Below are 23,749 nucleotides of genomic sequence, written 5' to 3'. Positions count from 1 at the left end.
TTGTGCTAATGAGCGGCAAATTTCGTTTTCGAGCATGTCGTCCCCACATTTCCCGGCATGCGATAAGGATCCCGCTCATGATCGACACCAAAACCCTCACCCAACTCGGCGCCCACGTCGAGACGCCACAGAGCCCCGAAGCGGCGGTCCTGGAGACCGTGCCGTTTGCGCGCGGCGATGGGCCGCCGGCGATCGTGCGCTTCACCTGCCCGGAATTCACCTCGCTGTGCCCGGTCACCGGCCAGCCGGATTTCGCCCATATCGTCATCGACTATGCGCCCGATGCGCTGCTGGTGGAATCCAAGTCGCTCAAGCTGTTCATGACCTCGTTTCGCAACCATGGCGCCTTCCATGAAGACTGCACCGTCGTGATCGGCCGCCGTATTGTGGCGGCAACCAAGCCCTTGTGGTTGCGCATAGGCGGCTACTGGTATCCGCGCGGCGGCATTCCGATCGACGTGTTCTGGCAGACCGGCGCGCCGCCCGAAGGCGTCTGGCTGCCTGACACCGGCGTCGCGCCCTATCGCGGGCGCGGCTAGCTCGCTCATCATTCGCACTGATATTGGCTGAGTGCCCATTCACCGGTCACCGACAACAGATCCGTGATCTTCCAGTCGCCGTCGACCTTCTTGAACTTCCACTCCAGCCGGTGCGGGTTGCCAGCGATGACGAAGGCGACGATGACCTTGGCCTGGTCGCCACTGATCGCCTCAAGCGTCTTCAGGCTCTTGGCGATCTCGGCCTTGTCGTAATCAGCGTTGTCGAGCGCCATGTTGGGGTCGAGGCATTCGCCCTGCCCGGATTTGCGCAAGGCGTCGCTCTTGTCGAGCACGGTTTTTGCCGGATCGATGAAATGGCTGCGCTGCGCCGGATCGATCTCCAGCCCAGCCTGATCGTAAAACGGCCGCACCACAGCGGTCGGGGATCCCGGCAGGATGGGCGCTGCCGGCGCTGCCTCGGCTGGCGACCGCCCTACCGGCGGCGTTGTCGGTTCCACGGCCCCGCCGGGCGCATTTGCCGGCGGCGCCCCGCTGTCGCCCGGCGCGGTGTCAGCCGGGGTGTTTGCCGGCGGCGCACCCAACAAACCTTGGGCGGCGGCACCGCTCAGACTCACCGCCAGCAGGCAGATGGTCGAGAGTGCCAGGAACGGGCGATGGGCCATCGCATCACTCCGCTGTCTGGCCGGCCATGCATTCCAGCGCGCTGAGCTTCCAGTCGTTGGTCTTCGAGGCAATGTCCGATATCTTCCATTTGCCTTCGATCTTCTTGAGCGACCACACCATTTCGCGTTTGGAATCGTCGCCTTCGGAGAAAAGGCTGAAGGACGCTGTAACCTCTGCATTGTCGCCATCCAGCTTCTCAGACAGTTTCAGCGTCTTCGAGACGGTCTTCTGATCGAAATCCTGGGCGTCCAGGCCAGGATCGAAATCGATGCAGGCGACCTCGTCCGGGTTCTTTTTCGTTGCCTGGTCGTTCAGGTCGAAGAGTTTCGTCACCGGCTCGGTGAACCGATCCCGGTATTGTTCGTCGGCCTCGAATTTGACCGCCGGAACATAGAAGAACTTCACGGCGTTGGACGCCGGTCCGGCGACGGCGGCCGCCGGCAAGGCTATCGAAAGGGCGGCAACGAGCACTGTCAGTCTCATGCAGAATCTCCAGCTTTTGATGGCTTGAGCCTATCAATACCACGTATCCTGCATATCGGCTTTTCTTCGGCTCATGAAGCCCCGCAACGCTTGTTTCAACCATCCAGCCAGACGTTCTGCAGGTCCATCTCGAAGGTCTGGTGGACGCCGTAGTTCTTCACCTTCTTGTTCATGTGGCTGTAGAGCTTCTGCCAGAACGGCTGAACGATGACGCCCGAATCCTGCAGGATCTGTTCGACGTCCTTCATCACTTCGCGGCGCTTCGCCACGTCGATGAGCGAGAGAGCCTGCTTGAGCTTGGCGTCGAAATCGGGATTCGAATATGCCGTTTCATTCCAGGCCTCGCCGGTGCGATATCCCAGCGCCAGCACCTGGACGCCGAGCGGGCGCATGTACCAGATCGTCATCGAGTAGGGATATTTCGTCCAGTCGTTCCAGAAGGTCGAACCCGGCAGCACCGTGCGCTTGACCTTGATCCCGGCATCGCGCAGCTGGCCGGCGATCGCGTCGCCCGTATTCTTCTGCCAATCGTCCTCGACGGTGATCAGTTCATGCTCGAAGTCGGCCTGCCCGGCTTCCGCCATCAGCTTCTTGGCGCCGGCGGCGTCACGTGTCTTCTTGGGCAGCGGGTAATATTCCGGGTGGATCGGGGCGACGTGATGGTTTTCGCCGGGGGTGCCTCGCCCGGCATAGCCAAGTTCGAGAACCGCATTGTTGTCGACGGCCATTTGCAGGGCATTGCGCACCCGCTGGTCGTCATAGGGCTTGTGGGTGATGTTGGTGCGGGCAACGAGCGTCGTCGCCGTCGCGACCTCCGATTTCACCAGGCCCATCTTGTCGAGTATGTCGATGAAGTCCGCGGGCGTCTCGAAATTGAGGTCGATCTCGCCGGAGTCGAAAGCATTGACCGAAGCGTTGAAGTCGGTGCCGTAGTCGATGAATTCGACACTGTCGAGCGGCGCTTCCCCACCCCACCATTTGCCGTTCTCGCGGCGCTTGACCACCGCCTTCTGGCCGACATCGTATGAGACCAGTTCGAACGGCCCCGTGCCGATCGGCTTCTTGATCGGATCGGCGCCGTCGGTATCGAAGTTGCGATGAACAACCAGCGCGGGATAGTCGGTGAAGTTCGGGATCAGCGAAATGTCGGGTTCGGCGAGTTTCAGCTTGACCGTGTTGTCGTCGACCTTGGTGATCGCGCCATCCCTGGCCTTGCCGGTCTTTGCGTCGATCAGCGCGCCGACGCGGGCGGCCATCGAATTGCCGGCGACGCCTTTCTCGCACCAGCGAGTCAGATTGTAGGCGACGTCATCGGCGTTGAAAGCATCGCCGTTGTTCCAGGTGATGCCCTTGCGCACGTGCAGCACGTATTCTGTGGCATCGTCGTTGATGTCCCAGCTTTCGAGTAGAACCGGCTCGAATGTGAATTGCCTGGTGTAGCGGACAAGCGGCTCCAGCCAGCAGCGCGAAATGTTGGCCAGTTCCACCCAGTCGTAAGTGCGCGGATCCTTCTGCCCCTTCACCGACATGGAAACGCGCAGCGTTCCGCCTTTCTTTGCCTCCTGCGCCACCGCCCGATCGGGCACGGCTAGGCCGATCATGCCGTAGGCAAGCGCCGTTGACGCGCCGAAGGCGCTTGCCAGCGCCAGGAATTCGCGCCGGTCGACACGACCGGCGCGTGCTTCGGCGGCCATTGCTTCGATGGCGCTCGGCACGTGATCGCTATTGCTCCTGAATAGGGTCATTGTTTCCTCCCGTCTGGTCCCTTGGTCTTGGTTCGTCGCATCAGCTGACGCTGTCCGGCAGCTTCTCCTCGCGCCGCGCGATAAAGTCTGTCAGGCCGTCGGCGATGCCTTCGTCGAGCTTCGGCTCCTCATAATCCGCCAGCATGTTGCGTGCCTTTTCGCGGCCGCGCGTGTCATGGTCCTTCGCCCCTTCGGCCTTCCACTGTTCGAACGAATTGAAGTCCATGATGGTGGGCATGAAGAAGGCGGACTCGAAATGTTCGAGCGTATGCTGGGTGCCCAGGAAATGGCCCTGCGGCCCCACTTCGCGGATCGCCGCCATCGCTTCCTTGAAATCGTCGAACGGCAGCCCGCCGGCGTATTTGTACCAGCCGACAAGCTGTTCGCAGTCGGTCGCGAATTTCGAATAGCCGCAAGTCAGGCCGGCCTCGAGCCATCCGGCGGAGTGCCAGATGTAATTGGCCCCAGAAAGAATGGCGGCATGCATCAGCATGTTCGCCTCGTAGCCCGCCTGGGCGTCGTTCAGCTTCGATCCGACATGGAAACCCGACGTGCGCCACGGCAGCCGGTATTTCCGCGCCAGCGCACCCATCAGATACATCATCTGGGCCGCCTCCGGCGTGCCGCCCATGGGAGCGCCGGTCTTCATGTCCACCGTCACCATGAACTGTCCGTAGACCTGCGGCGACCCAGGGCGCAGCAGCTGCGTGAACGCGACGCCCGCCAGCGCTTCCGCATTGACCTGCGCCACCGCGCCCACGGCGGAGGCCGAGGTCGAGGCGCCGCACAGTGCGAAGGGCGCGAGGATCAGCGGCTGGTTGCTCCGCGCATAGACCTTCATCGCGTCCAGCATGGTGGCGTCCCACACAAGCGGCGAATTGCAGTTGGTGATTGACACCAGGACCGGGTTGTCGCGGACATAATCCTCGCCGAACACGATGCCCGCCATCGCCATCGTGTCTTCCGCCCGATCCTTGGACGTGACGATGCCCATGAACGGCTTGTCGGAGTGCTTCAGCGCTGAATGGATTATGTGGAGGTGACGCTTCGGCACCGCAATCTCCATCGGCTCGCAGATGATGGAGCTCGATGAATGCAGCGCCGGCGCCATGTAGGCGAGCTTGTGGAAATTGTTGAGGTCGGCGAGCGTGCCGTAGCGCCTGTTGTTGTCGAGGTCGCGCACATAAGGCGCGCCGTACATCGGCACGAAGATGGAGTTGTTGCCGCCCACGCGCACCGAGCGCTGCGGATTTCGCGCATTGAGCGTGAATTCCGACGGGACCTTCGACACGAGCTCCATCAGCAAGGCGCGGTCGATGCGGACCGGACACGTGTCTCCGAAACGTCTGCCCCCGCGGCCTTCCAGATCGCAATGGCCTCGTCGTCGCGGAATTCGCATCCCACCTCTTCGAGGATCGAGAGCGACTCCTCATGGATCAGCTCGACCGCCTCATCGGGAACCATCTGATAGACAGGGATCTTGCGGACCAGCGTCGGAAACGACATTACCGGCGCTCCGCGCAGCGCTTTGCGCCCCAAGCGGCCGCCACTTCGACGATTGGCGTGTTCGGTCACATCAGGGGCAGGTGCGTTCATGGCAACTCCATTCCACTCATTGGCACCAGCCTAACGGGACAAAATGGCGATGTGACGCTGGAAAATCCTGATCTCTTGTATAAGCTGAGCTTATGCGAAGCCTGCGCCACCTCCTGCCCTCGGCCGGCAGCCTGATCGTCTTCGAGGCGGCCGGGCGTCTGTCGAGCTTCACCGCCGCCGGGCGCGAACTCGGCATGACGCAGGCTGCCGTTCCTACGCGGTGCGCGGACTGGAAGAACAGCTCGGCGCCAAGGTGTTCCAGCGCCGCCATCGCCAGGTCGTCCTCACCGAGGCCGGCGAGCGCTTCCACGCCGATGTCTCGCTCGGCCTCTCGCATATCCGCAAATCGGCGGAGGATCTGCGCCTGCAGGCAACCGGCGGCCACGTGACGCTGGCCGCCTCGACGGCCTTTGGTTCCTTCTGGATGATGCCGCGCCTACAGCAGTTCCGAGACGAACTGCCGGGCATCGACCTGCGCATCCAGACCGCCGACCGCGATCTCGATATCATCGCCGAAGGCATCCCTCTCGGCGTGCGCGGCGGCGAGCAGCGGGATTGGCCCGACTATCATTCGCTGCCGCTGGCGGACGAGGAAATCTTCCCCGTCGCCGGAACCAGCTACGCGGCAAAGTTCGGCCTGCCCAAATCGGTGGCGGAACTGGCCACGCACCGTCTCATCCATCTGGAAGAGCCGTACCGCGAGGCGGCCAGTTGGGACGAATGGTTCGTGTCGGCGGGCGCCAGCCTAAGCGACACCGCGCGCGGCCTGCGCATAAACGACTATGGCCTGGTGATCCAGGGCGTGATGGAAGGGCAAGGCATTGCCCTCGGCTGGCGGCATCTTGCCGAGCGGCTGCTGGCATCAGGCCTGCTGGTGCCGGTGACGGATCATGTGCTGAGGACCGGCAAGGCCTTCTACGTCGTCTGGCCGAAGAACCGCGAGCTCAGCGACAACGCCAGCAAGGTGCGGGACTGGCTGGCCGCGCAGGCGTGAGGGACAGTGCCTCCCAGTTCCTTGAAAGTCGGCGGGACAGCATCACCGCTATTCCGCCGACATCGAATGCTTCCTCATCGCATTCGAATCCGCCTATAGTGGACGGCATGCCCATCCGCCAACTTTCCGAAACGATGATCAACCAGATCGCCGCCGGCGAAGTCATCGAGCGTCCGGCAAGCGTGGTCAAGGAACTGGTCGAGAATGCGCTCGATGCCGGTGCCGGGAGGGTCGAGATCGTCACGGCCGGCGGCGGGCTGAACCTGGTCCGCGTCACCGACGACGGCTCCGGCATTCCAGAACCGGAGCTGGCGCTGGCGATTGCCCGCCACTGCACCTCCAAGCTCACCGAGGATATCAACGATATCCGCTCGCTCGGCTTCCGCGGCGAAGCGCTGCCGTCGATCGGCTCGGTGTCGCGGCTGTCGATCCGTTCGCGCACGGCCGCCGGCGACAGTGCCGCCGAGATCGGCATCGAGGGTGGCCGCGTCTTGCCCGTCAGGCCGGCTGCTGCCAATCGCGGGACCACCGTGGAGGTCCGCGACCTGTTTTTTGCCACTCCCGCCAGACTCAAATTCATGAAGGGCGAACGTGCCGAAAGCTCGGCGACCAGCGACGTGGTCAAGCGCATCGCCATCGCCTTCCCTGCCGTGCGCTTCACGCTGGCTGGTTCCGACCGCTCGACGTTGGAACTGCCGGCGACCGACGACGGCGCGGAAGGCAGTCTGCGCCGCATCGCCCAGGTGATGGGCGCGGACTTTCCCGACAATTCGATTGCCATCAACGCGATGCGCGAAGGCGTGCATCTGACCGGTCACGTGTCGATCCCCTCCTTCACTCGCGCCAACGCGCTGCAACAATATGCCTATGTCAACGGCCGCCCGGTGCGCGACAAGCTGATCGCCGGCGCCATCCGCGGTGCCTATGCCGACGTCTTGCCGCGCGACCGCCATGCGGTGACGGTGCTGTTCCTGTCGCTCGATCCGGCCATCGTCGACGTCAATGTCCATCCGGCGAAGGCCGATGTGCGCTTCCGCGACCCTGGCCTGGTGCGTGGGCTTATCGTCGGAGCAATCCGGCAAGCACTCGCCGATTCCGGCATTCGTGCCGCGACCACGGGCGCTGCCGGTATGATGGCGGCCTTCCGGCCCGGTGCCGCATCCTACGGCGGCTCGGCAAACGGCCACCGCAGCTACGACGCGGCCTACCGCGCGTCAGGTACGTCCAGCTTCGATGCGGCCCGTTCGCCGCAGCGGCCGCTCGACATGGGTTTCGAAGGGGCTGGCTTTGAGCATCGCGGTTTGCGCGAAAATGATCAGGCTGCGTTCGATGCCGGTCCGCTTGCCAGCGCCGATGCGCGCGCCGGACAGGGCGAAGCCGCCGAGACATTGCTTGGCGCGGTGCTGGGTGCGGCGCGCGCCCAGGTGCATGAGAACTACATCGTCGCGCAGACCAGGGATTCGCTCGTCATCGTCGACCAGCACGCAGCGCATGAGCGGCTGGTCTACGAGGCGCTGAAAAATGCGCTGCATTCGCGCCCCGTGCCCTCGCAGATGCTGCTTCTGCCTGAAATCATCGACCTGCCGGAAGAGGATGCCGAACGGCTGGCGATGCATTCGGAGACGCTGGCCCGCTTCGGCCTCGGCATCGAGCGCTTCGGCCCGGGCGCCGTCGCAGTGCGCGAGACGCCGTCGATGCTCGGTGAAACCAACGTCCAGCAATTGGTGCGCGATCTTGCCGACGAGATCGCCGACAACGACACGGTCGAGACGCTGAAAGAGCGGCTGGACAAGATTGCTGCGACCATGGCCTGCCACGGCTCGGTCCGCTCCGGCCGCCTGCTCAAGGCCGAGGAGATGAACGCGCTGCTGCGCCAGATGGAGGCGACGCCGGGTTCCGGCACCTGCAACCACGGGCGACCGACCTATATCGAACTCAAGCTTGCGGATATCGAGAGGCTGTTTGGGCGGCGTTAGTTCAGTTCTGGGAAAGACGATGCAGGAAGAGCGTTTGGTCGGCGAAAGAGCAGACCGTAGGTGCCAGTGTTCACCAGCAATGCCGAGACAACCGTTCGCCGCGCTCGCCCCGAATGCGGCGCCGGCTTCACGCACGGCAATCGCCAGCATCGCAGCAGCCAGCAGGTAGCGCATCGCCGCCAACAGAAGTGGGGGGTAAGTCATTGAGACCGAACTTGATCGCCGTCCAGGTCAGCCCCCACATCAGCGACATCACCGCGAAGAAAGGTGAGGTTGCGAATGACCACGTGGCCGTCAGCGCAGTCCCTGCCTATCGACGAGTATCCGATGGACATCGATCCGCTTGGGCAATTCTATCAGGAACTCGGCATCGCGGTCCAAATGGTGGACTTTGGTCGGTTCGCCTTTGGTGAAGGCGGTCATCGCTTGCATATCGGCCCAATAGGAGATGGTCGTGAACCACGTCTCCTCGCCGCGGTCCTCGCGCAACAATTGGACGCCGAGCGCGGTCTTCTCGAGGGGTGGAATACCCTCGGCGCGAATGTATGACTCATAGGCGTCGGCAACCTCGCGGCGTGTGCGACCGCGCCAAATGCGCGCGATTGTCGGCTTAGTCGGCATGATAAACTCCTTCGCACAGACGGGCACGGGCACTGCGAACCCCAACCTTGAGCGACGATCAGGCGTGGACACGTGCCAAAAACTCGCGAATCAGTGGCAGGGCATCGTCGAAATGTGTCTCCAGCAGCCAGTGGCCCGCGCGATCGATCAAATAACAGTTCCGCATCGGGCAGATCGCGATGATAGGCCCGGGCGGACGCTGCCGGCATATAGCCGTCCTCTGGCCCCCAGACGATCAGCGTCGGCGGATGATAGGCGCGCAGATAGGCTTGATATCGCGGGAACCAGGCAAGGTTGGCCTCCAGTTTCTCCATTAAATCGACGGCGACCTGTCGACGGACGGGTGTGTCCATCAATGGCCAGTGAAGTTTCCACAGATCGGGCGGCACGCGCATGGCGACGTCGTCCGCCACTTCGCCGATGAACTCGGCGCGAAACCCGTCCTCGCTCACCGCCGCCTCGAGTGGGCGGTGCTTGTCGGGCGTCTTGTCGGCCCACCAAGCTTTGATCACGGCGTATTTGGGACCGAGGACGTCCTCGTAGATATCACCGTTCTGGATGATGAGCGCGGTGACCCGATCCGGATGCGAGATCGCGTGCCGGAGTCCTATCTGCGAGCCATAATCATGCAGCCACAAGGCGTAGCGCTTGAGACCGAATGCATCAACAAGTTTGGCAAGCACGTCGGCATAGGCGTCAAAATCATAGCCGAAGGCGGTCAGATCGGGTGTGCCGCTGTACCCGAAGCCCGGCCAGTCGAATGCAATCGTCCGCCAGCGGTCGGCGAGCGCGGGCATCAATTGGCGGAATTGGTATGAGGAACAGGGATAGCCGTGCGGCAAGAGCAAGACAGGTGCTTCGGGTGGCCCTGCCTCGCGGTAGAAAATGGATAGATCATCCAGTTGCATGCGCCGGTGCGTCGTTGCACCCACCATTCGGGCCTCCGTCGAATAAACACCGGCAAAACGCGTCTAGCCGGGGTTCGTTCCGGGATTTATCGGAGCGCAAGGGACACTGGCCGATCAGGTAGACGTCGGAGGGTCGGGCTTCAGCATTTCTTTGGAGTCGGACAACTCCAGCATTCATCTCTTCAAATTCACCACGATGACGCCGCCAAGCGCCAGCGCGCCGCCCAGGATGCCGAGCAGCGTCGGCACTTCGCCCAGCCAGAAGAAGCCGATCAGAGCAGACATGGGCGAAACCAGGTAAAGGAAGTTCGAGGCGCGTGCCGCGGGCAGACGCGACAGTGCGGTCGCCCAGGCGGCATAGGCGATCAGGCTGGGGACGATGCCGAGAAAGATCACAGCGCCAAGGCCTGCGGTGTCAGCAAGCGCCGCCTGCGAAAAGGCTGACGGCAGGAAGGGCGACAGGCAGAGTGCGCCGAGCACCATGTTCGAAGCCGAAATGGTCAACGGATGATGGCGGGCAAACAGCGGCTTCTGGACGATGGTGTTGACGGCCGAGCATAAGGCCGAGCCAAGTACCAGCAGGGCACCGGCGTTGAAATGCAGTCCCTGCCCGTCTGCCGTGGCGATGATGCCAATGCCGGCGAAGGAAATCATCGTGCCGAACCAGGCCATGCCCGAGAAGCGCTCGCCAAGCAACGCCATCGCCATGATGGCGGTGAAGATCGGGCTGACATTGATGATGAAGCCAGCGGCACCTGCCGAAACGGTCAGTTCGCCGAAATTGAGCATGACGGTGTAGAGTGCGACGAAGATGGCGCCGCCGAAGACGAGGCGCCACACTTCGTCGAGCCTGGGCAGCGCCGGCCGCTTGACCGCGAGGAAGATCGCCGCCGGCACCGCGGCGATGGAAAAGCGCAGGGCGCCGAGTTCCAGCGGCCCGAAGGCGGCAAGACCGGCACGGATCGCCGGAAAGGCTGACGCCCAGCCAACCACCGTCAGCGCCACCGCAATGGCTGCCGTGGTGTCCACCCGCTGTGTCGAATTCAACGTGCCCGTGATTGCACCCATCTCACCGTCCTCGTGTTCTTCGGTCCTGAAAGGCAGAAAACGCCTTTTCGGGCCGGTTGACAAACGACCAAATCGAGGATCACCTGTGACTATGGATCACAGCTCAGACACAATGGTGCCGCTCGAAACGCTGCGCGCCTTCGACGCGGCGGCGCGAACAGGGAGCTTTTCGGCGGCGGCCGAAAAGCTCAACATCACCCACGGCGCCGTCAGCAGGCAGATCGCCAAGCTCGAAGACTGGCTGGGACTGAAAGTCTTCGATCGTGGCGCGCGCGGCGTTTCGCTGACCATCGAGGGCAACCGGCTGCATCTGCGCACAGCCGAAGCTTTCGCGCTGATTTCCAGCCATTCCGACCGCTGGGTCGAACCGCGCGGCACCGCCGTGGTGCGTCTGACCTCGATCCCCTCGGTCAGCGGGCTGTGGCTGATGCCGCGCATGGCAGCGCTGGAGAACGATCCCTCCAAGCTGCGCATCGTGCTGGATGTCGATATACGTCAGGCCGACCTTGCCGACGAAGGCATTGACCTCTCGATCCGCTGCGGCCGCGGCGGCATTCCAGGCCGCGTCTCGGTGCAGCTCTTCGAGGAACATGTCTTCCCCATCGCCTCGCCCGAGCTAGCCCGCGAGATCGGTCGCGGCGACCCTGCCCGGCTGCTCAAGTTTCCGCTGATCAACGATTCCGATGCGTCGGCCTGGCGCGCCTGGTTCGCCGCGCAAGGCATGGACTACCGCCCGCGCCCGCAGGACCGTCGCTTCGAGGACTACAATCTGGTGCTCGACGCCGCCGCCTATGGGCTCGGCATCGCGCTGGCGCGTCCGCCGCTGACCGGGCATCAGTTGGAGTCGGGCCGCATCACTCCCGTCGACGAGCCCACCGCCCTCAATCCGGTATCCTACTGGCTCGACCGGCCGATGGGACGGCCACGGGCCGCCGCGGCGGAACTGGCGCGCCGTATCGCGGTGCAGGCAGGACTGCCGCCGGAAAAGATGGAAGCCTTCATCGATGCTGAGGGTTAGCGTAGCACCAGAAGGACGAACCCGACGATCGCCGCGACCAACAGCCCGGCAGCCAACGACGTTAGCCCGACGCTCATCTGCCTGCTTTCGGGTTGCGCCACGTCGTTCGACCGGGAAGCCGCCCGCCCTCGTCCTGCAACCGCCTTGGCCACCGTCGCGCGGCGCAGGGCCGGAACCTCAGGTGAGAGGAGCGCAAGCCATGGCAGTGCCGTGGGCTTTGCGGCGGCTTCCTCATCGATCCTTGCCGGCGGCGGCGCCAGGCCACGTCGTCTGTCGCCGTCGGCCGATGTCCTCGCCGCAGTCGCTGCGGCAACCCCGGTCGTTTCGCCGTCCGGCTCCGCGAGCGCCAGGTAGGCCTGCAACATCTCCGCCGATGCTGTCTGCTGGGCTCTCGCCGTTGTTGCCGGCAATATCAGCATAGGCAGTGACGGTGTCGCTGCCGGACGCACGGGCGCGCCGGATGGCGCCGGCGGCGCCACAAGCGCCTTAACGAGGGCGGCTTTTACCGGATTGGCCCTCGCCGACGGCACGGCCTGCGGCGTTATTGCTTCCCGAAGCAAGGCGGCAAGACGAGCAGAGGAAATATCCATAGCGCCCTGTCAACAGCGTTTTTCTTTCCAACATTAGGGGCTCAGCATTGTCTCAGGCTTGTCACATGCTTGACCTCGCCGGAAATTTATGGCGATGAAATCCCCATGAACCTCGGCGTCCCTGCATCATGAACCGTTTCGAAGGCCCCGGCGGCAGCAAGGAAGCCCGCATCCGCTATCTCGATGGCGATTTCCAGGTTACCAGCCCCGGCGCATTCGTGCGCTGCGCGGTGACCGGCGAAAGCATTCCGCTCGATGAGTTGAAATACTGGAGCGTCGCCAGGCAAGAGCCCTATGTCAGCGCAACTGCATCCCTGCGCCGCGAAATCGAGGTGCATCCGGAGCTTCGAAAGCGCGGTTAGCCCCTCATCTTACGCTGGCGCCAGGCATCGAGCGTTTCATCGATGATGCGCGCGGGCACGTGATCGAGTTCGAAAACGGTGTCGATCTCCAGCACTTCGAGCCGGTCGAGAAAGTCCTGTGAGGCGCCGTGCCGCAGCCGCGCGGCGTCTTTGGCGGTGGTGATGAGGCCAAGCCCCTCGGCGCGTGCGGTCGCCGCCAGTTCGGCAAGTTCATCCTCGCCATAGAAATGATGGTCCGGAAACGGCCGAGTCAACGCCAGCTCGCCGCCGGCATTGCGCACCGTGTCGAAGAATTTCTCGGGGTGGCCGATGCCGGCGAAGGCCAGGAGCCGCTTTCCGGCAAGCCCTGCCTTGCCGGTTGGTTCGGTATGGGCTTCGAAGATCGCCCGGCCGGCGCGCGCCGCCTGGCGTACCACGGCGTCAGCGGCGGTGCCCTCGCCCATCTTCAACAGCCCGCTGGTGAAGACCAGTTGGTCGACGATTTTGGCCCGGAGCGGACCGCCCGGAATGACACGGCCATTGCCAATCCCGTAGCGCGCGTCGACGACGACCAGCGCGTAGTCGATATGGATGCGCGCGCTCTGGAAGCCATCGTCCATGATCAAGAAATCGCAGCCATGCTTTTCCAGCAGCAGCCGGGCGCCGGCGGCGCGGTTCGGCGTCACCGCCACTGGCGCGTGTTCGGCCAAGAGCAGCGGCTCGTCGCCGACATGCCTGGCGCTGTCGTGATTGACATCGACGACATGCGGCTCGGCGAAGGAGCCGCCATGGCCGCGCGACAGGAAGCCGGGTTTCAGATGCATGCGTTTGGCCTGTTGGGCGAGCGCGATGGCCACCGGTGTCTTGCCGGTACCGCCAACAGTGAAATTGCCGACGCACAGAACCGGTGCCTCGATTTTCTCACGCTTGGCCCGCCGCATGCCCCGACCGGCGGCAAGCGCATAGATGGCCGACAGCGGCGACAGTGCCAGGACCCGCCAGTCCGGCTCTTCCCACCAGAATGGTGGTGCTTCGGAAGCCACGTTAGCGCCCGTTAGCGCCCTTCAGGCGCGATTTGATGACCAGCGGCTGGATGTAAGGCTCAAGGGATTTCAGCGTGCGCGCCAGCGCACCGCGCATCTCATCGACGGTCGCAACGCCCGCCGCCATCATTTCGTGGCGCGCCACTTCGTTGGTCAGGAGGAAATTGACGGCGCCGGCCAGCATGTCGCGATCGCGCACCAGCTTGGCGCCGCCGCTGTCGAGCAGACGCTGGTAGGCCTCGCGAAAATTCTGCACATTGCGGCCGGCGAGAACCGCGGTGTCGAGCATGGCCGGCTCCAGCGGATTCTGGCCACCCTCCGAGGTCAGCGAGCGGCCGACGAACGCGATTTCCGTCAGCCTGAGATAAAGCCCCATCTCGCCGATCGTATCGCCGAGCAATATATCGGTGTCGGCAGTGATCCTGTCGCCCTTGCTGCGCCGCGCGACCTTCAGGCCCATGCCGGAAATCTGCGTGGCAAGCACCTCGGCGCGGGCGGGATGACGTGGCACGACGATCGTCAGAAGACCAGGGTGACGCCTGTGCAGTGTCGCGTGGACTTCCGCGGCGACTACCTCCTCGCCGTCATGAGTCGAGATCGCCGCCCAGGTCGGACGCGCGCCGATCTGCCGCCGCAGCGTCGCCAGCACCCGTTCGTCGACCGGCGGCGGCGAAGTATCGACCTTGAGGTTGCCCGACACGGTGACCGGCCTGGCGCCGAGCGCGAGGAAGCGCTCGCCATCGACATCCGACTGCGCCACCACATGAGCCAGATTCTCAAACAACGCCTCGGCGATGTTTGCCCGTTTCTTCCACGACCTGAACGAACGGTCGGACAGCCTGCCATTGACCAGCACCTGCGGCACGCGGCGCGCGCCAAGCTCGAGGATGGTCATCGGCCAGATCTCGGATTCGGCGATGATCGCCAGATCCGGCTGCCAGTGATCGAGGAACCGGCTGACCGCCGGCTTGAGGTCGAGCGGCACATATTGGTGGATGATGCGATCACCGAGCCGCTCGTCGGCGACCTGCGCCGAAGTGACCGTGCCGGTCGTCAGCACGATGTTGACGCCGTAGTCGAGAATGCTTTCGACCAGCGGCACGACGGCTATTGTCTCACCCACGCTTGCAGCATGGATCCAGATCACCGGACCTTGGGGCCGCGGGCGGCCGGCGACGCCATAGCGCTCGCGGCGGCGATAGCGGTCTTCCTTGCCGCGCGAGGTGCGCCAGGCGACATAGGGCCCGACCAGCGGATAAGCGGCCGCACCCGCGAAGCGGTATGCCGACAGCATGGCTCGCGCCCAGCGACCGCTCATCGTGTGGCGTCCACAAGACGGTAAGCCTCAGCGGTCGCGGCATTGAGCGCGACTGTCACTTCCTGGCGCTTGCGCTCCATTTCGGCGTCGTCGGCGCCAGCCGCCACGAAGATCGGTGGGCCGATGACGATCGACGAGCGGCCGAATGGCAGGTTGATGGTGGTCCTGTCCCAGCTCTTCTCCAGCACCTTGCGGCGGCTGGTGGTGATGGCGACTGGCACAAGCGGCCGGCCCGAGAGGCGCGCCAGGAGAACGATGCCAAGCCCTGCGTCGCGCGGTGTACCGTGCGGAATGTCTGCGATCATGGCGACGTTCTTGCCGCTGGCGAGCGACTTTTTCAGGGCGATAAGGGCTCTTGCCCCGCCCTTGTCGAGATGCCTGGCATTTTCACGTCCACCTGAACCGCGCACAGCCTCGATGCCGAATTTCTCCAGCATCAACGCGTTGAGCTCGGCATCGGCGCTGCGCGAAACCATGGCGACCAATGGCTTGCGCTTGGGGTAGTAGGCTGGCGTCAGCAGGTGCTGGCCGTGCCACAGGGCGATGATGCCGGGCTCGAACTCGGTATAGTCACCGCCCGAAAACTGCGCCGACCCTTCGACGACGCGATTGGTGAGGCGCACGAACCGGACGAACTGGGCGAACAGGCTGGCGATGGCGTTCTTGACGAACCGCGATTCCGCCAGCGGTTGGCGAATCTTGCGCCAGAAGGCCTTGGTCGTGCGGCTGCGTCCCCTGCCCGTGGGCGAGGCCTCTCCCGCTGGCCCTTTCGCCAGATCATGCTCCATCGAAGTCAACCGGCAGCCTTGTTGTCGGGGTCCAGCAGCCGATGCAGGTGAACGACGAAATAACGCATGTGGGCATTGTCCACGCTGGCTTGCGCCTTGGCTTTCCACGCCGTGTGCGCGGATTGATAGTCCGGATAGATGCCGACGATGTCGAGCCCGTCGAGATCGCGGAATTCGGTGCCGCCAAGCTTCTTCAGTTCGCCACCGAACACCAGATGCAAAAGCTGTTTCTTTCCGTCTTCCGCGGCCATGTCGGTCCTTCACATATCGTGAGTTTGTGACAGGTCTAGACCAAAGCCGCCGACTTTGGAACCTTAGAGCCTGATGAATTCATCTCGTTCAGGAAAGCGCTTTCACGCATCCAGCCCGGCGATGACGCCGGCGAGCACGGCCAGCAGTTCGCCGCTGCCGGCGGCGAGCACGCCGTGACGGGTCACCTCGCCGGCATAGAGCGGGGCGCGGCCATGCTGGTCGAGCAACTGGCCGCCGGCCTCGCGCAGGATGAGATCGGCGGCCGCAATGTCCCAGTCATGCGCGTTCGGCTTGACGAAAGTGGCATCCAGCGCGCCATTGGCGATCATGGCCAGTCGATAGGCGAGCGAAGGACTGTAGGGCGCCCGCTTCAGCCGCGCCTGCCATTCGGCAGGCATCAGGTCGGTCAACTGCTTGAGCCCGGAAATCTCGGCCGTATCCGCCAGCTTGCGCACCGCAATCCGCTTGCCGTTGCGGAAGGCGCCCTGACCGGGCAGCGCCCAATAGGTCTCCTCCATCGCCGGACATTCCAGTACGCCGGCCAACGAGCGGCCATGCTCGACGACGGCAACGCTGACGCACCAGGTGCGCTGGCCCTCCAGGAACCCGCGCGTGCCGTCGATCGGATCAACGACGAAGGTGCGGCGTGCCGAAAGCCGAACCGGATCGTCGACTGTTTCTTCAGACAGCCAGCCATAATCCGGCCGCGCCGCCAGCAGCGTTTTGTGCAGAAAGGCGTCGGCGGCGTGATCGGCCTCGCTGACCGGCGATGTGCCGCCCTTCATCCAGACTTGTGGGCTGTTGCCGAAGTAGCGCATGGCGATGACACCAGCCTCGCGGGCGGCATCGCGCAGCAGCTCCAAATCCTCGGTGGCGCCGGCAGTGGTCAGGTCATGCTCCGGCAAGGGTCATCCCTTCGATCAGGAGCGTTGGGGCGGCGGTGCCGAAATTGCGGTCAAGATCGCTTGCCGGCACCATGTTGAGGAACATGGTCTTCAGGTTCGAGGCGATGGTGACCTCGGCGACCGGATAGGCCAGTTCACCATTCTCGATCCAGAAGCCCGAGGCGCCACGGCTGTATTCGCCGGTGACCATGTCGACGCCCTGGCCAAACACCTCGGTGACATAGAACCCGGTCTTGAGCGATTTGATCAGCTCTTCCGGCGAGCGCTCGCCGGGCTCAATGGCGAGATTGGTGGAGGATGGCGAGACGGAAGAGCCGCTGCGCGCGCCGCGCCCGTTGGTGACGAGGCCAAGCTCGCGCGCGGCCGATGTCGACAGGAACCAGTGATTGAGCACGCCCTTCTCGACCATCAAGAGCTTTTTCCCCTCGACNGACGCCTTCGCCGTCGAATGGACGCGAGGCCTGGCCACGCCGCCTGAGCGGCTCGTCGGTGACGGTGATGGCGGATGCGGCCACCTGCTTGCCCATCATGTCGCGCAGGAACGAGGTCTTGCGCGCGACCGAGGCGCCGTTGATGGCGCCGCCAAGATGGCCGGCGATGCCGCGCGCGACGCGCGGATCGAACACCACGTCGACCGGCCCGGTCGCCGCCTTGCGCGCCCCGATGCGACGCACCGCGCGTTCGCCGGCCTTGCGGCCGATATCCTCGGGTGTATCCAGATCGGCAAAGTGCTGGCGCGAAGAGAATTCGTAGTCGCGCTCCATGCCGGTGCCCTCGCCGGCAATGACGCTGGCCGAGCGCGAAAAACGCGAGCCGACATAGTGGCCGAGGAAGCCGTGCGAGGTGGCCAGAACCAGCCCGCCCAGGCCCGCACTGGCGCTGGCGCCGGCCGAATTGGTCACGCCCTTGACGGCAAGGGCTGCCGCTTCCGTCGCAAGGGCTGCTTCCTTCAACTGGTCGGCCGACACTTCGGTGGCATCGAACAGGTCGAGATCGCGCGTCTGTTTGGCGAGCAATGCCGGGTCGGCGAGCCCCTGGTAAGGATCCTGCGGCGACACTTTCGCCATCGCGACGGCACGCTCGGCGAGCATCTTCGGATCCGAGGCCGCCGTCGCCGAGACACTCGCCACCCGGCCACCGACAAAGACGCGTAGCGCGACATCCTCGCTCTCGGACGATTCGGTGCCCTCGACCTTACCGAGACGCACCGACACACCGGTCGAGCGGCCTCGCACTGCCACCGCGTCGGCGGCATCGGCGCCGGCCTTTTTGGCAGCCTCGACCAGAGCCGCGACGCGGTCGGTCAATTTTGCTGCGTCTGATATATCGGTCATGCCTGAAATCCTGCTGGTGCGGCCGACGTCCGGTCGTTGCCCACCCATCTATTGTTCCGGTCCGGCTTGTGCAATGGCATAGGCTTCAATCAAAATGCAGGGTTGAGGGTTCAAACCGCGAACCCCGCGACGCATAACCAGTCCGCAGCCTGCTCGGAGCATTTTCGATGACGCCCTTCCATCTCGCCTTTCCTGTCCGTGATCTCGATGAAACCCGCGTTTTCTATGGCGAGGTGCTGGGCTGCGCGGTCGGCCGCTCGTCGGTGACCTGGGTGGACTTCGACCTGTTCGGCCACCAGATGTCGGCGCATCTGCGGCCGCAGGCAGCACAAGCCCTCAGTGACGGCAAGGTCGACGGCATCACCGTGCCTATCCCCCATTTCGGCGCTGTGCTGCTGATGGACGACTGGCAGCGCCTGGCAACGCGACTGGAGGCGCGCGACGATATCGACTGGCTGGAACGGCCGATGGTCCGCTTCAAGGGCGAGCCCGGCGAACAGGCGACGCTATTCATCCGCGACCCCTCGGGCAACGCACTGGAATTCAAGGGCTTCCGCTCGTTGGAGCAGGTTTTCGCGCATTGAACAGGTCAGGAACGGCTGCCGAGTGATTCAGGACGCAGCGACCGGCGTCCAGATGACGTCCTCGATCTTCTGAGCGCCGGTCGCCAGCATGGCCAGCCGGTCGAAGCCGAGCGCGATCCCGCTGGCCTGCGGCATGATGGCCAGGGCGGCGAGGAAATCCTCGTCCAGCGGATAGCGCTCACCGTAGATGCGCTGTTTCTCATCCATCTCGATGACAAAGCGCCGGCGCTGCTCCTCGGCATCGGTCAGTTCGCCAAAGCCGTTGGCGAGTTCGACGCCGCAGCAATAGAGCTCGAAGCGCTCGGCAACGCGCGGGTCGATCGGGCTTGGCCGCGCCAGCGCCGCCTCGGCCACAGGATATTCGCACAGGATGGTCGCCCGCCCCTGGCCGAGGAACGGTTCGACCTTTTCCACCATCACCCGGCTGAACAGGTCGGCCCAGCTGTCGTCGGGTGCGGTGCGCAGGCCGGCCTCGACCAAGGCGGCATAAAGTGCGTCGCGGTCGGTGTTGCCGTCGATGGCGACCGTGGCCAGCAGGTCGATGCCGGCATGGCGGGTGAAGGCATCCGCAACCGTCAGCCGCTCCGGCTCGGCGAACGGATCGCAGTCGCGGCCGCGGAAGGAAAAGCGCGTCGCCCCTGCCCTTGTCGCGGCAAGCGCCAGAAAGGCAGCGCAATCCTGCATCAGGCTCTCATAGGCCTCGCCCACCCGGTACCATTCGAGCATGGTGAATTCGGGATGGTGCAAGGGGCCGCGCTCGCGGTTGCGGTAGACGGGACCGAAGCTGAAAATGCGCTGCTCGCCAGCGGCAAGCAGCTTCTTGCAGGCGAATTCCGGCGAGGTGTGGAGATACAGCGGCGACCGCGCGCCGTCCGGCCCTATCGCTTCCGTGGCGAAGGCCGCCAGATGCGCCTCGTTGCCGGGCGAGACCTGCAGGGCCGCCGTTTCCACCTCGACGAAATCATGGGCGGCGAACCAGTCGCGCAGGCTGGCGGCGATGGCATTGCGCAGCATCAGCCGCGGGCGGCGGTCGGCATGGACATGCGGCGTCCACCAGGGTGAAGCTTCGGTCATGGGGCCCAGATCATGGTGGAAGGGGGCTGGCGGCGGCGGCCAAGATGCGGTAGGCCCCCATCCAGCGCCGCACAAGCCGGCAAACGCCAATCAACTATCGCAGGATTTAAAACCGTGGTGAAAGTCATCGCCAGTTCGCTCCGCAAAGGCAATGTCGTCGAAAAGGACGGCAAGCTTTATGTGATCCTCTTTGCCGAAAACATCCATCCAGGCAAGGGCACGCCAGTGACGCAGCTCGACATGCGCCGCATAGGCGACGGAGTGAAGGTTTCGGAGCGCTACCGCACCACCGAACAGGTGGAGCGCGCCTATGTCGAAGAGCGCGAGCACACCTTCCTCTATCGCGACGGCGAAGGCTTTCACTTCATGAACCCGGAAACCTACGACCAGGTAGCGGTGTCGGAAGCCGTGGTCGGCGACATGGCGCCTTACCTTCTGGAAGGCATGGCCGTGCAGTTGTCACAGTTCAACGGCATTGCCATTTCATTGGTGCTGCCGCAGCGCGCTACCTTCGAAGTGGTCGAAACCGAGCCGACGACCAAGGGACAGACGGCCTCCTCATCCTACAAGCCGGCCGTGCTGTCCAACGGCGTGCGCACGCTGGTGCCCCCGCACATCGCGCCGGGCACCCGCGTGGTGGTGATGACGGCCGATGGGGCTTATGTGGAGCGGGCCAAGGACTGAGGGGCTCCTGTCACGTGGGATGGCTGCCTCGCAGCCGCCGCCCTCCGATAGCTCATGGGCGGCTTGAGGCGGCGATCGCGGGATAGTCGGTATAGCCAGCGGAGCCGCCGCCATAGAGCGTCGCCGAGTTGAATTCCGTCAGCGGCGTGCGCGTCTTCAGCCGTTCCACAAGGTCAGGATTGGCGATGAACGGGCGCCCGAAGGCGAACAGGTCCGCCTTGCCCTCGGCGAGCCGCGACGCCGCGAGTTCGAGGTCATAGCCGTTATTGGCGACATAGGTATTGTTGAAGCGCCGGCGGAGCGATCCGAAGTCGAACGGCGCGACATCGCGCGATCCGCCCGTGGCGCCCTCGACGACATGGATATAGACGATGCCCAAAGCGTCGAGTTGATCGACGATATAGTCGAACTGCGCCTGGGGGGCGCTGCTCGAGACGCCGTTGGCGGGCGAGACGGGCGAAATCCGGATGCCGGTGCGCTCTGCGCCGATCTCCTCGACCACCGCAGTCGCAACCTCCAGCATCAGCCGGGCGCGGTTCTCGACCGATCCGCCATAAGCATCTGTGCGGACATTGGCACCGTCCTTGGCGAACTGGTCCAGCAGATAGCCGTTGGCGCCATGAATCTCGAAGCCATCGAAACCGGCCTCAATGGCGTTCGCGGCTGCTTGCCGGAAATCGTTGACGATCCCCGCAAGCTCGTCGAGCCCCAGCGCGCGGGGCTCCGAAACCTCGACAAAGCTGTTGTTCACGAACGTCTTGGTCGCGGCCCGGATTGCTGAGGGCGCCACGGGCGCGGCGCCGTTCTCCTGCAGATCGACGTGCGAGACGCGACCAACATGCCAGAGCTGCAGGAAGATACGCCCGCCCTTGGCGTGCACGGCTGTCGTGACCTTGCGCCAGCCGTCGATCTGAGCCTGGGAGTAGATGCCGGGCGTGTCCTGGTAACCTTGTCCCTGCCGCGAGATCTGCGTGGCCTCGGAGATCAGCAGGCCGGCGGAGGCCCGCTGGCCGTAATACTCGGCGGCAAGATCGCCCGGAACCAAGCCCGGGCCAGCGCGATTGCGCGTGAGGGGCGCCATGACGATACGATTGGAGAGCGTCAGCGAGCCGAGAGAATAAGGCTCAAAAAGTGCTTTGTCGGTCATAGGTCACCTTGTTTGTCCCCGCCGCGACGAGGTCGTTATCAAATGGATTCGTTGGTGCTCAGGCGACCTTGCGGTACCGCTCAGCGGGATGTTCGTTCCGATAGTTCGGAAGCATGGCCTGGCGCGCAGCCTGAAGCGCGTCCCACTGACCGGCATCGGGAAGTGGCGGGATGGTCACCGGTTCGCGGCGGTCAAAGCCGACCAGCGCCGCGTCAACCAGATCGTCCACCTCCATGACGTTGGAGAGCGTGTTGATGTCGGCGCCGACGTGGCCCCAGATCTCGGTTCGCGTCGTGGCGGGCAGCACGGCTTGGACGTAGACGCCCTTCGGCTCAAGCTCGAGGCTGAGCCCCTGCGACAGAAACAGCACGAAGGCTTTGGTTGCGCCGTAGACCGTCATGCCGAACTCCGGCGCCAGCCCGACTACGGAGCCGATGTTGACGATCGACCCTGCACCCGCCTTCGCAAGACGCGGGGCGATGGCGCTGGCAAGTCGCAGAAGCGCGGTCGTGTTGAGCGCAACGAGCCGGGCGACGTCATCGGTGCTCTGCTCGATGAAGCTTCCGCCGATGGCCGTTCCGGCGTTGTTGACAAAGATCCCGATGCGGGCGTCGTCGCGCAGCCTCGTCTCCACCGTTGCAAGCTCGGCAGGCTGCGTAAGATCAGCCTGGATGATGTCGATCGCAACGCCAGTTTCCTGACGGAGCCGGGCTCCCAGTGCTTCCATTCGTGCCACGTCACGGGCAACCAGCACGAGGTCGTGTCCGCGGCGGGCGAACCGTTCGGCATAGGAAGCGCCAACGCCGCCGGCAGCTGTCCGACGGCGGGTCTTGCCGCGGCTGTCCGCCATCAGACCCCGGCTGCCCGCTCAGCCATGACAGAGGGCCTTCGATAGCAGATCGACCATTGGCAAGGCGCTCCCGAAGCTGGAAGCGGCGGACAGACGCCGCGCGGCGATCGGAAGCTTTGCGGCGATGGTGGGGGCAGTGATCCTCGCCCGGGCGATCGACGATCCCGCGCTGTCGGATGAAGTGCTTGAGCAGACGCGTGCCTGGGTCGATGCCGGGATCAGCCAAGTGTCTGCCAGCTAGGTGGTCTGCGGCGGGAGTGCTCTTGTCGAGAGCAATGCGGCTATCGTCGGTGGTTGGGTGGCTATCTTGCAGAATATCGCACCGCAGCGTGCAATCAGGGGGATTCGCGAACCAAGAGGATTTCGAACTTCCCTGTTGAGGCAACCACGCTGTCGCCGGCAGCCGCGAGCGGCTGCGGCTCGTGCGCATGGGCTTGGCCTTGCCGTCGGTCGTAACACGGTATGCCTCAACCGGCTCCGCGATGCTCTTGACCTTCTGCAGGCCCATCGACTGAAAGCCGAAAGCCAGCTTCTTCTCAACCTCGCGCGACCTTCGCCGAAACCCAGATACCGCCAGGCTCAGCAAGTTGTTCTAGTCGCGCCGCGATATTTACGCAACGAAACCGCGCATTCCATCGCCTCGATGACAGAAGAAAACTCCGCCAGCAGACCGTCGCCCATCAGCCTGAAGATAGTGCCATGATGACGCGTCACTGTCGGCTCGAAAAGTTCCTTATGACCGGCGCGCACCCGCTGATGCGCACCTGCCTCGTCTCGCTCCATCATGGTAGAATATGACCGGGCAGGCCAAAAACCTGCATGGGGTTCTCCTATGATTCGAGCTTCGCAACCCGAGTTACGGAGAACCCCTCCTCAACTGCAAGAATCTCATATCTGTCTGAGCGCGGTCAGCGACTTGATGGGGGCCGTAACCGGAATGGCAGCTTCTGGCGCCCGCATTCAAGCAGATGGGATTTTCTCTGCCTGACCACACACGACAGCCAACATCACGGCTAAGAGGTCGGTTTGCACTAAAACCGAAGTTCCGAAGCATATCTCAACCATCGGATGGAGCGGGATTGGCACCGCCGTGAACTCGTGTCCGCGCCGGTTTTCAAGTCCCGTGCCTTGGCTAAAACTTCGTGACTGAACGGATTCATGCGACGCCTTAGGTTATTGCTTCCATCTCGTTTTACTAAAACCGCTGCGCACTTTTGGGCGACATATACTAGTGCCCGGTTCCCGCAGCCTTTTGCCGACGACACTT

The 23,749-nt window shown here is 63.9% G+C and carries 20 protein-coding genes and 6 pseudogenes; 8 read left to right on the top strand and 18 right to left on the bottom strand.

Going from position 1 to position 23,749, the window contains the following annotated elements; all coding sequences use genetic code 11:
• The first annotated feature begins 77 nt into the window (after positions 1-77).
• Positions 78-539: a preQ(1) synthase gene (gene queF / locus X744_RS143990; protein ID WP_023762131.1), complete on the top strand. Its 462-nt coding sequence runs from the start codon at positions 78-80 to the stop codon at positions 537-539.
• An 8-nt stretch (positions 540-547) separates the two neighbouring features.
• Here the strand turns inward: queF and X744_RS143995 are convergent, their stop codons facing one another.
• The 4 genes and pseudogenes from X744_RS143995 to X744_RS04600 form a co-directional block, all read right to left on the bottom strand.
• Positions 548-1,162, bottom strand: a complete 615-nt coding sequence (locus tag X744_RS143995) for a hypothetical protein (RefSeq protein WP_023762130.1) — start codon at positions 1,160-1,162, stop codon at positions 548-550.
• A gap of 4 nt (positions 1,163-1,166) precedes the next feature.
• Positions 1,167-1,646: a DUF3828 domain-containing protein gene (locus tag X744_RS144000; RefSeq protein WP_023762129.1), complete on the bottom strand. Its 480-nt coding sequence runs from the start codon at positions 1,644-1,646 to the stop codon at positions 1,167-1,169.
• A gap of 95 nt (positions 1,647-1,741) precedes the next feature.
• The gene (locus X744_RS144005; protein WP_031261037.1) at positions 1,742-3,391 is read right to left on the bottom strand and encodes an ABC transporter substrate-binding protein; all 1,650 of its coding nucleotides are present in this window, start codon (positions 3,389-3,391) and stop codon (positions 1,742-1,744) included.
• Between the two features lie 40 nt (positions 3,392-3,431).
• Positions 3,432-4,987: pseudogene (locus X744_RS04600) on the bottom strand (trimethylamine methyltransferase family protein).
• 92 nt (positions 4,988-5,079) lie between these two features.
• On the opposite strand from X744_RS04600, the pseudogene X744_RS04605 reads away from it, so the two are divergent.
• Positions 5,080-5,981: pseudogene (locus tag X744_RS04605) on the top strand (LysR substrate-binding domain-containing protein).
• A 107-nt stretch (positions 5,982-6,088) separates the two neighbouring features.
• The gene (gene mutL / locus X744_RS144010) at positions 6,089-7,957 is read left to right on the top strand and encodes a DNA mismatch repair endonuclease MutL (protein WP_023762124.1); all 1,869 of its coding nucleotides are present in this window, start codon (positions 6,089-6,091) and stop codon (positions 7,955-7,957) included.
• 294 nt (positions 7,958-8,251) lie between these two features.
• Here mutL and X744_RS144015 read toward each other — a convergent pair whose 3' ends face one another.
• The 3 genes and pseudogenes from X744_RS144015 to X744_RS144020 form a co-directional block, all read right to left on the bottom strand.
• Positions 8,252-8,578, bottom strand: coding sequence for a hypothetical protein (locus X744_RS144015; protein WP_023762123.1), 327 nt, complete (start codon positions 8,576-8,578; stop codon positions 8,252-8,254).
• A 58-nt stretch (positions 8,579-8,636) separates the two neighbouring features.
• Positions 8,637-9,513, bottom strand: a pseudogene (locus tag X744_RS01000000170245) (alpha/beta hydrolase).
• A 147-nt stretch (positions 9,514-9,660) separates the two neighbouring features.
• Positions 9,661-10,554, bottom strand: a complete 894-nt coding sequence (locus X744_RS144020) for a DMT family transporter (protein WP_023762120.1) — start codon at positions 10,552-10,554, stop codon at positions 9,661-9,663.
• A gap of 91 nt (positions 10,555-10,645) precedes the next feature.
• On the opposite strand from X744_RS144020, the gene X744_RS144025 reads away from it, so the two are divergent.
• The gene (locus X744_RS144025; protein ID WP_031261035.1) at positions 10,646-11,572 is read left to right on the top strand and encodes a LysR family transcriptional regulator; all 927 of its coding nucleotides are present in this window, start codon (positions 10,646-10,648) and stop codon (positions 11,570-11,572) included.
• Here the strand turns inward: X744_RS144025 and X744_RS144030 are convergent.
• Complete coding sequence (locus X744_RS144030; RefSeq protein WP_031261033.1) at positions 11,569-12,162, bottom strand: hypothetical protein; 594 nt, start codon at positions 12,160-12,162, stop codon at positions 11,569-11,571. The genes X744_RS144025 and X744_RS144030 overlap by 4 nt on opposite strands.
• A 125-nt stretch (positions 12,163-12,287) precedes the next feature.
• Between X744_RS144030 and X744_RS144035 the strand changes: the two genes are divergently transcribed.
• A complete protein-coding gene (locus tag X744_RS144035; RefSeq protein ID WP_031261032.1) occupies positions 12,288-12,524 on the top strand; it encodes a DUF2093 domain-containing protein in 237 nt (78 codons plus the stop codon).
• Here the strand turns inward: X744_RS144035 and lpxK are convergent.
• The 6 genes and pseudogenes from lpxK to X744_RS01000000170240 form a co-directional block, all read right to left on the bottom strand.
• A complete protein-coding gene (gene lpxK / locus X744_RS144040) occupies positions 12,521-13,546 on the bottom strand; it encodes a tetraacyldisaccharide 4'-kinase (protein ID WP_023762116.1) in 1,026 nt (341 codons plus the stop codon). The two genes, X744_RS144035 and lpxK, sit on opposite strands and share 4 nt — an antisense overlap.
• A 1-nt stretch (position 13,547) precedes the next feature.
• Entirely contained in the window at positions 13,548-14,864 is a 1,317-nt protein-coding gene (gene waaA / locus X744_RS144045; protein ID WP_023762115.1) for a lipid IV(A) 3-deoxy-D-manno-octulosonic acid transferase, read from the bottom strand.
• Positions 14,861-15,652 carry a lysophospholipid acyltransferase family protein gene (locus tag X744_RS144050; protein WP_031261028.1) on the bottom strand — a complete coding sequence of 264 codons (792 nt, stop codon included), beginning with the start codon at positions 15,650-15,652 and terminating at the stop codon, positions 14,861-14,863. Before X744_RS144050 ends, waaA begins: the two co-directional genes overlap by 4 nt.
• A gap of 5 nt (positions 15,653-15,657) precedes the next feature.
• Positions 15,658-15,903 carry a DUF4170 domain-containing protein gene (locus X744_RS144055; RefSeq protein ID WP_013532345.1) on the bottom strand — a complete coding sequence of 82 codons (246 nt, stop codon included), beginning with the start codon at positions 15,901-15,903 and terminating at the stop codon, positions 15,658-15,660.
• A gap of 102 nt (positions 15,904-16,005) precedes the next feature.
• Positions 16,006-16,809: a 3'(2'),5'-bisphosphate nucleotidase CysQ gene (locus X744_RS144060; RefSeq protein WP_023762113.1), complete on the bottom strand. Its 804-nt coding sequence runs from the start codon at positions 16,807-16,809 to the stop codon at positions 16,006-16,008.
• Positions 16,796-18,143, bottom strand: a pseudogene (locus X744_RS01000000170240) (TldD/PmbA family protein). Before X744_RS01000000170240 ends, X744_RS144060 begins: the two are co-directional and overlap by 14 nt.
• Positions 18,144-18,310: 167 nt before the next feature.
• Here X744_RS01000000170240 and X744_RS144065 point away from each other — a divergent pair.
• Positions 18,311-18,727: a VOC family protein gene (locus tag X744_RS144065; RefSeq protein WP_023762110.1), complete on the top strand. Its 417-nt coding sequence runs from the start codon at positions 18,311-18,313 to the stop codon at positions 18,725-18,727.
• A gap of 27 nt (positions 18,728-18,754) precedes the next feature.
• On the opposite strand, the gene epmA is transcribed toward X744_RS144065, so the two are convergent.
• Positions 18,755-19,801 carry an EF-P lysine aminoacylase EpmA gene (gene epmA, locus X744_RS144070; protein WP_023762109.1) on the bottom strand — a complete coding sequence of 349 codons (1,047 nt, stop codon included), beginning with the start codon at positions 19,799-19,801 and terminating at the stop codon, positions 18,755-18,757.
• A gap of 114 nt (positions 19,802-19,915) precedes the next feature.
• Here epmA and efp point away from each other — a divergent pair, with 114 nt between their 5' ends.
• A complete protein-coding gene (gene efp / locus X744_RS144075; protein ID WP_023762108.1) occupies positions 19,916-20,485 on the top strand; it encodes an elongation factor P in 570 nt (189 codons plus the stop codon).
• A 52-nt stretch (positions 20,486-20,537) separates the two neighbouring features.
• On the opposite strand, the gene X744_RS144080 is transcribed toward efp, so the two are convergent.
• Together X744_RS144080 and X744_RS144085 are read right to left on the bottom strand one after the other, a co-directional pair.
• Complete coding sequence (locus X744_RS144080; protein ID WP_023762107.1) at positions 20,538-21,632, bottom strand: alkene reductase; 1,095 nt, start codon at positions 21,630-21,632, stop codon at positions 20,538-20,540.
• Positions 21,633-21,690: 58 nt separating this feature from the next.
• The gene (locus tag X744_RS144085) at positions 21,691-22,482 is read right to left on the bottom strand and encodes an SDR family oxidoreductase (protein ID WP_023762106.1); all 792 of its coding nucleotides are present in this window, start codon (positions 22,480-22,482) and stop codon (positions 21,691-21,693) included.
• Between X744_RS144085 and X744_RS01000000170235 the strand changes: the two are divergent.
• Positions 22,447-22,723: pseudogene (locus tag X744_RS01000000170235) on the top strand (TetR/AcrR family transcriptional regulator); the annotation flags it as partial. The gene X744_RS144085 and the pseudogene X744_RS01000000170235 sit on opposite strands and share 36 nt — an antisense overlap.
• Before the next feature lie 195 nt (positions 22,724-22,918).
• Here the strand turns inward: X744_RS01000000170235 and X744_RS1000000172675 are convergent.
• Positions 22,919-23,268: pseudogene (locus X744_RS1000000172675) on the bottom strand (adenylate/guanylate cyclase domain-containing protein); the annotation flags it as partial.
• Between the last annotated feature and the right edge of the window lie 481 nt (positions 23,269-23,749).

It is taken from the genome of Mesorhizobium sp. LNHC252B00, assembly GCF_000502955.1.
In the GTDB taxonomy this organism is placed as follows: domain Bacteria; phylum Pseudomonadota; class Alphaproteobacteria; order Rhizobiales; family Rhizobiaceae; genus Mesorhizobium.
This window is presented reverse-complemented; position numbering and strand designations above follow the sequence as displayed.